The 8034-nt window shown below is 67.3% G+C and carries 6 protein-coding genes; 5 read left to right on the plus strand and 1 reads right to left on the minus strand.

Going from position 1 to position 8034, the window contains the following annotated elements:
- Positions 1-62 precede the first annotated feature (62 nt).
- Positions 63-1685: a family 43 glycosylhydrolase gene (locus Q0044_RS04385; protein ID WP_298160089.1), complete on the minus strand. Its 1623-nt coding sequence runs from the start codon at positions 1683-1685 to the stop codon at positions 63-65.
- 404 nt (positions 1686-2089) lie between these two features.
- On the opposite strand from Q0044_RS04385, the gene Q0044_RS04390 reads away from it, so the two are divergent.
- From Q0044_RS04390 to Q0044_RS04410, 5 genes are all read left to right on the plus strand, one after another.
- Positions 2090-3094, plus strand: coding sequence for a LacI family DNA-binding transcriptional regulator (locus tag Q0044_RS04390; RefSeq protein WP_298160092.1), 1005 nt, complete (start codon positions 2090-2092; stop codon positions 3092-3094).
- Positions 3095-3158: 64 nt separating this feature from the next.
- Entirely contained in the window at positions 3159-4289 is a 1131-nt protein-coding gene (locus Q0044_RS04395) for a fumarylacetoacetate hydrolase family protein (protein ID WP_298160095.1), read from the plus strand.
- Positions 4286-5044 (plus strand): D-xylose 1-dehydrogenase, encoded by a 759-nt coding sequence (gene xylB, locus Q0044_RS04400; RefSeq protein WP_298160098.1) that lies wholly within the window; start codon positions 4286-4288, stop codon positions 5042-5044. Before Q0044_RS04395 ends, xylB begins: the two co-directional genes overlap by 4 nt.
- Before the next feature lie 50 nt (positions 5045-5094).
- Complete coding sequence (locus tag Q0044_RS04405; RefSeq protein ID WP_298160101.1) at positions 5095-6528, plus strand: sugar porter family MFS transporter; 1434 nt, start codon at positions 5095-5097, stop codon at positions 6526-6528.
- A gap of 63 nt (positions 6529-6591) precedes the next feature.
- Positions 6592-8034, plus strand: a complete 1443-nt coding sequence (locus Q0044_RS04410; RefSeq protein ID WP_298160104.1) for an aldehyde dehydrogenase family protein — start codon at positions 6592-6594, stop codon at positions 8032-8034.

Consider the following 8034-nt stretch of genomic DNA (forward strand, 5'->3'; position numbering starts at 1 on the left):
CTCCCAAGGAACCTTCGTCAGACCTGGAGCGCCGGTTTCGACCGGCGCTCCTTTTTCGTCTGCTAGAGCGCCCGGTAGGTGAAGTTCCTGAACCGGGCCTCGCCCTCCCCGGCGGCATAAAGGGCGGGACGCAGCATCATGAAGCCGCCCCGGACGTTCTGGTTATAGCCGGAGACCTCCATGCCACGGTCGAACCGTTTCCAGGTGACGCCGTCGCTCGATGTATCGAAATAGACGTTCTGGAAGGCGTTGGTCACCCGCAGATGCATCCGGGTGCCATAGGCGTGACCGGGGCGCCCCCGCTCGATCCCGTACTGGTGGGTAACGAACCTCGCCGGATCGAACCCGAGGCCGGCATAGAGCTGACGGTCGTAGAACAGGATGATCCCGGCCACGGCGCCCGGATCGATTTCGATCTCGCATTCCAGTACATAACCCTGATCGCCCTGTACGAAGGTCAGAGGCGAGCAGTTGCTCGGCGCCGTTCCCTTGGCCCGCATGTGCAGGACGCCGTCCGCCCTGCGTAGCCGCTCCTTCTCGTTCGGTTGCGGGTCGTAGAAGCTCCACTGGATGCCGAACTTGTCGGTCGAGAAGTCGTCCGACAGCGCCATGCCATGCGGCACGGCCTCGCCGCTTGCCGGCATCGGCAGCGGCGTGGCCAGATCGCCGCCCCTTGCCCGGAACCAGCCGTCGTCAGTCCATTCCACCGGGTCCAGCAGGGTCTGGCGTCCGAGGCTCCAGTAGGCGTTCTCATAGCCGTGATAGACCATGTACCAGTCACCGGCCGGACCCTCGACCAGGGTGGCATGGCCACGCGACCACCACTTCTCGGCTCCTGAGACCGTGCGGACAATCGGGTTGTGAGGGCAGTTCTCCCATGGCCCATGAATCGACCGCGAGCGCGCCGCAATCACCATGTGACCGGTCGGCGGACCCGCTGTGCCGCCCACCGCAGTGATCATGTAAAAATACTCGCCCCGCTTCATCAGCTTGGGCCCCTCTGGAGCGAACCCCTCGACGATCCAGTCGTCGGGATAGCGCCACGGATCGTAGACATGCTCCGGCTCGCCGTCGGTCGCCAGACCGTCATCGGTCAGCTTCACCCGGTCGCCGCCGCTCATGAACAGGTAGCGTTTGCCGTCCTCGCCGACGATGTGCCCGGGATCGATCCGACTGGGAATCTTGAGATCGATCGGCTCGGACCACGGCCCCTCGATCCTGTCGGCCCAGATCACATAGCTGGAGCGATAGTCCGGAAAGCGCGCCGGGATATAGACGTAGTAGCGGTCGCCGTGTTTGCAGAGCTCGGGTGCCCAGACCGACCCGATGTTAGTGGTCAGGGCGGCCACCACCGGCTGCCAGTTCACCAGATCCCTGGAATGCCAGATATGGATCCCGGGCACGGATTCGAACGACGAGAAGGTCATGTAGTAGTCCTCCCCGTCTTTCAGGATCGACGGGTCGGGGTGATCGCCCGGCATGATCGGGTTCAGGAATGTCCCGTCGCCGAGGTCGGCCTTGCGCTGGTTCTCGATGCCCCGCGCCCAGCGCATGTGCGCCCATTCACGCCCCAGCGGCGCGGCCTCCTCATTGGTCTGGGCCAGGACGGATCGGCCCGGCAGGGCGGCCAGGGCAACCCCGCCCAGAAGGCTCGACAGGGCCGCGCGGCGGTGAACGGACTGCATGGTGGGCCTCGACTGTTGGCGGCGTGAGCGAGCCGATTAAGGGGTCGACCGTCTGGATGGCGTCGTCCGCATTGTGGACGAGATCGACAGCTCCGGAGCGTCGCTCTTCGTCGGCTTGTGATCGATCATGACTGTCGTACAGACATGATATGATATTACTTTTCGGCCGAAATCTAGGGAGATTGGCGTGACGCTCCGTGAAAGGATCGCGCGGGCGGTCGGGCCTTCAGCCCAATGCGAATGCAAGGGCGCTCGCAGATCCGGCAGCCGCCCGGTTCAGGGGGACAGCCGCGAGTGACTCTCCTGACGGTCCGCCCGGAAAGGTCCTTATCGCGCCCCTGCCTTGACGTGGGCCGTGGTTTGACGCGACGTCGCGCGACCCCCCGATGGCCCAGGATTTCCGGATGAACGAAGACGGCCGCAAATCGACCATTGGCGATGTCGCCCGGCTCTCGGGCGTGTCGCCCATGACCGTGTCGCGGGTCATCAACGACAGCGAGCGCGTGCGGCCTGAAACACGCGCCCGGGTCGAGGCCGTCATCGCACAGATGGGCTATGCGCCGGACCCCGCCGCCCGCATCCTGGCCCGCGCGGGCGCCGGACGGATCGGTCTGCTCTACGCCAACCCCAGCAATGCCTACCTCGCTGAGGTGCTGGCCGGAGCCCTGTCCGGCGCGCGGGCGGCCGGCCTGCTGTTGATGATCGAGCCGTCCCAGGCGGGAAACCCGACGGCAGAGCGACTGGCGGTCTCCCGTCTCGCGGCCGGCGGCGCCCAGGGGCTGATCGTGCCGCCGCCTCTGGGCGAGTCGATCACGACCCTCGACGCCATCGCCCGGAGCGGCCTGCGCGCGGTCGTCCTTGCCGCGCCGAGCCGGAGCGCGGACGTCGTCAGCCTTCGCGTCGATGACGAGGCCGCCGCCCGTGAAATGGTCGAGCATCTGATCTCCCTCGGCCATCGGCATATCGGCTTCATCGAGGGACGCGGCGACCAGAGTGCGAGCGCGGAACGTCGCCGGGGCGCGGAACAGGCCGTGGCTGCGTCGCCCGGCGCCGGCCTGACTGTCGCGGCCGGCGACTTCACCTATCGCTCCGGCCTGGAGGCAGGACGCCAGCTTCTGGCCCTGAAGGATCGCCCCACCGCGATCTTCGCCAGCAACGACGACATGGCATCAGGCGCGCTCGCCGCCGTCCATGGTGCGGGACTGGATGCACCGGGCGATATCTCCGTCGCGGGTTTCGACGATACCTATATCGCCGCGAACTCCTGGCCCACGCTCACCACCATCCGCCAGCCCGCGGCCGATATGGCGCACGAGGCCGCCATCCGCCTCGCCCGACCCGGCGAGATGCCCGACCCGGCGCCGCATCGACTGATCGTTCGTGAAAGCACCGGTCCGGCACCCGGTTGACTCCGGCTCCCGAGCTGTTGATGTTAGCGCTACCACGTCGCCTAGAACGTGGACGGAGGCGCGCTTGAGAGTGATCGACGACATGCCCGTGGACTGGCGCGAGGGGACTTTCCTCGGTCGCCTCCTTCTGCCTGAAGGCCCGACGCCGGTGCTCGTCCGGCGCGGTGAGGTCATCGACATCTCGAGAACCGCGCCGACCACAGCCCAGGCGATCGCCGGCGGCCACACCGCCGGCCTCGACGGAGACAGCCTTGGCGGCCTTGAGGTCCTTGATCTGAAGGACACCTCAACGACGCCTCGCCTCCTCTCGCCGCTCGACCTCCAGTGCGTAAAGGCGTCCGGCGTGACCTTCGCCGTGTCCGCCGTCGAACGGGTGATCGAGGAGCGCGCGCGTGGTGACGCAACAGCGGCCCAGACCATCCGCAGCGCCTTGGCCGATCGGGTCGGCGCTGACCTTTCCGCAGTCAAGCCGGGTTCGGCGGAGGCCGCATCGCTGAAAGCCGTCCTGATCGAGGAAGGCCTCTGGTCGCAGTATCTCGAAGTCGCCATCGGCAAGGACGCCGAAATCTTCACCAAGGCGCCCGTTCTGGCCTCGGTCGGCTGGGGTGATTTCGTCGGCGTCCGGTCTGACAGCGCCTGGAACAATCCCGAGCCTGAAGTCGTGCTGGTGTGCGATTCGGCCGGCCGCATCGTCGGCGCCGCCCTGGGCAATGACGTCAACCTGCGGGACATCGAGGGGCGCTCAGCCCTGCTGCTCGGCAAGGCCAAGGACAACAACGCCTCCGCCTCCGTCGGCCCGTGGATCCGCCTTTTCGACGGGACCTTCGGCATCGACGACGTGCGCAATGCGGTCATCTCCCTGAAGGTCGTTGGCGAGGACGGATTCGAGATGTCGGGCCAGTCGTCGATGCGGTTGATCAGCCGGGATCCGCTTGACCTGGTCGGCCAGACCCTCTCGTCCGCCCATCAGTATCCGGACGGCTTCGCCCTGTACCTCGGCACCATGTTCGCCCCGATCGATGATCGCGACGCCCCTGGCCAGGGCTTCACCCACAAGATCGGCGACGAGGTCTGCGTGTCGTCTCCGAAGCTCGGCGTACTGCGAAACCGGGTCACGACCTGCGAGGCCGCGCCGCCCTGGACCTTCGGCATAGCGGGTCTGATGGCCAATCTCGCCAAACGAGGCCTGTTGTGAGCGGCGCCGTCTATCCATCGCTCAGGGACCGACTCGTCGTCGTCACGGGCGGAGGCACCGGTATCGGCGCAGCCCTGACCGAGGGGTTCGCCCGACAGGGCGCGCGCGTGGTGTTCCTCGACGTCGCCGAGGAGCCATCGAGGGCGCTGGAGGCCGACCTGGCGTCGTGCGCGCCGCCGCCGGTCTTCCGTCCCTGCAACCTTCTGGACCTCGACAGTCTCCGCGAAACCCTCGCGACCGTCATTGCCGAACACGGCCCTGTCGACGTTCTGGTCAACAACGCCGCCAATGACGACCGCCATACCCTGGCCGAGGTCACGCCGGCCTACTGGGACGACCGTATCGGCGTGAACCTGCGTCACCTCTATTTCGCTGCCCAGGCCGCCGCGCCCGGAATGCGTGAGCGGGGCCGAGGCGTGATCCTGAACCTCGGTTCGATCAGCTGGCACCTCGGCCTGCCCGATCTGTCGCTCTATGAAACCGCCAAGGCCGGGATCGAAGGCATGACCCGGGCCCTCGCCCGCGAGCTCGGCGTCGACGGCATTCGAGTGAGCTGCATCGTGCCGGGCAATGTCAAAACACCGCGTCAGATGAAATGGTACACGCCCGAGGGCGAGGCCGAGATCGTCGCGGCGCAGTGTCTGAAGGGGCGGATCGAACCATCGGACGTCGCAGCCCTGGCCCTGTTCCTGGCCTCGGACGACGCCCGGTACATCACGGGACACGAGTATTTCGTGGACGCAGGCTGGCGCTAGCCGGTCACCATGACAACGGGCCGTCAGAGCCCAACGGAGGAGGAAACAGAATGGCAGGACCGACCGGGGGCTCAGGTCCCGACATCGCCGGAGCCGACAGGGTCAACATGGCCTTCATCGCCCTGATCGTGGCGGTGGCGACCATTGGCGGCTTCATGTTCGGCTACGATTCCGGGGTCATCAACGGCACCCAGGACGGGCTGGAAAGCGCGTTCAACCTGTCGGCCCTTGGGACGGGCTTCAACGTCGGCGCCATCTTGCTGGGCTGTGCGGTCGGCGCCTTCGTCGCAGGTCGCCTTGCGGATCTGATCGGGCGCAAGACGGTCATGCTGATTGCGGCCGCCCTGTTCATCGTCAGCGCCCTCTGGGCCGGTGCGGCGGACAGCTCCGCCCACTTCATCATCGCCCGCTTCATCGGCGGTCTGGGCGTCGGCGCGGCCAGCGTCCTGACCCCCGCCTACATCTCCGAGGTCACTCCGGCCTCCATGCGTGGGCGTTTGTCGAGCGTGCAGCAGATCATGATCATCACCGGCCTGACCGGCGCCTTCGTCGCCAACTACGCCCTGGCCAGGACCGCGGGCGGATCGACGGCGGAGTTCTGGTTCGGCTTCCCCGCCTGGCGCTGGATGTTCTGGCTGCAGGTCGTCCCCGCCGCCATCTATCTGTTCGCCCTGCTGCTGATCCCCGAAAGCCCGCGCTTCCTCGTGGTGAAGAACCGCGACGCCCAGGCCCTGGCCGTCCTGACAAGGCTGTTCGGCCCCGACGCCGGTGCCCGCAAGGTCGCGGAAATCCGGGCGTCCCTCGCCGCCGACCACAAACCCAGCTTCCGCGACCTTCTGGACCCCGCTACGCGGGCGGTCCGTCCGATCGTCTGGGCCGGGCTGATCCTCGCGGTGTTCCAGCAACTGGTCGGCATCAACATCGTCTTCTACTACGGCGCGACCCTGTGGCAGTCGGTGGGCTTCTCGGAGAACGACGCCCTGCTGATCAATATCGGCTCCGGAACCCTGTCGATCCTGGCCTGCCTCGCGGCCATGGCCGTCATCGACAGGATCGGTCGCAAACCCCTGCTGCTGATCGGTTCGGCCGGGATGTTCGTCACCCTGGCGATCGTCGCCTGGTGCTTCTCCCAGGCTCAGACGATCGACGGCACGGTGCATCTGCCCGGCCAGGTCGGACTGATCGCACTGATCGCCGCCAACGCCTATGTTGTGTTCTTCAACCTCAGCTGGGGCCCGGTCATGTGGGTCATGCTGGGCGAGATGTTCCCGAACCAGATGCGCGGTTCGGCACTGGCGGTGGCCGGGTTCGCCCAATGGATCGCCAACTTCGCCATCTCGGTCAGCTTCCCGGCCATGGCCGCAGGGTTCGGCCTTCCGGCCACGTACGGCTTCTATGCCGCAAGCGCCCTGGTGTCCTACTTCCTCGTCCAGGCCTGGGTTAAGGAAACCCGCGGCCGCGAGCTGGAAGACATGACCGGCTGATCGACGCCTTCCCTCCCCGGCGGCGCTCCCCCGTCGCCGGTCTTTCATCTCAAGGACCCACCCATGACCGAGCCCCTGAACCTCAGCCATCTGATCGACGGCGAGCGCGTGGACGTCGCCCGGCCGACGGAGAGCCTCAATCCGTCGAACACCCGTGAGGTGGTGGCCCGCACGCCGGACGGCGGTCAGGCCGAGGTCGACGCTGCGGTCGCCGCGGCCAAGGCCGCCTTTCCGGCCTGGTCCGGGGCCTCGCCCGAAGTCCGCTCCGATGTGCTGGACCGGGCCGGGACGCTGGTCATGGAGCGCCGTGAACCGCTGGGACGTCTGCTGGCGCGCGAAGAGGGCAAGACCCTGGCCGAGGGCATCGGCGAGACCGTCCGGGCCGGTCGCATCCTGAAGTATTTCGCCGGCGAGGCCCTGCGTCGTCACGGCCAGAACCTCGACAGCGTCAGACCCGGCGTGGAGATCCAGACCTATCGACAGGCCGTCGGCGTCTTCGGCCTGATCACGCCGTGGAACTTCCCCATCGCCATCCCGGCCTGGAAGGCCGCGCCGGCCTTGGCCTTCGGCAATACCGTGGTGATGAAGCCCGCCGGCCCGACCCCGGCGACCGCCTCGGCCCTCGCCGACATCCTCGTCGAGGCCGGCCTGCCCAAGGGGGTGTTCAACCTCGTCATCGGTCGCGGCGGCGTGGGCCAGGCGATCGTCGATCACCCCGACGTCGACGGCCTGTCGTTCACCGGGTCCCAGAGCGTCGGCGCGGGCGTGGCCCTCGGCGCCATCAAGCGTCAGGCCCGGGTGCAGCTCGAGATGGGCGGCAAGAACCCGCTGATCGTGCTCGACGACGCCGATCTCGACCGGGCGGTCATGGTGGCGCTGGACGGCTCCTTCTTCGCCACGGGCCAGCGCTGCACGGCCTCCAGCCGCCTGATCGTCACCGACGCCATCCACGACCGGTTCGTCGCCCTGCTGGCCGAGAAGGTCGCCGCCCTGCGCGTCGGCGACGCCCTCGATCCGAACACCCAGATGGGGCCGGCGGTCTCCGAGGCACAGATGCAAACCTCCTACAAATACATCGACATCGCCCGCGAGGCCGGCGGCCGGATCGTCACCGGCGGACAACGGCTGACGCTCGACAGCCCCGGCTGGTATGTCCAGCCGACCCTGATCGCCGACACCGATCCCACCATGCGCATCAACACCGAGGAGGTCTTCGGCCCCGTCGCCTCGACCATCCGCGTCAAGGACTACGAGGAGGCCCTCGCCGTCGCCAACTCCACCGAGTTCGGCCTGTCGGCCGGCATCGTCACCACCAGCCTGAAACATGCCCGCGACTTCCAGCGTCGCGCCCGCGCCGGCATGACCATGGTCAACCTCGCCACCGCAGGCGTCGACTATCACGTGCCCTTCGGCGGCTCGAAATCCTCCAGCTACGGTGCCCGCGAACAGGGATTCGCCGCCGTCGAATTCTTCACCCAGACCAAGACAAGCTACAGCTGGAGCTGA

Source organism: Brevundimonas sp., assembly GCF_027484365.1.
Taxonomy (GTDB): domain Bacteria; phylum Pseudomonadota; class Alphaproteobacteria; order Caulobacterales; family Caulobacteraceae; genus Brevundimonas.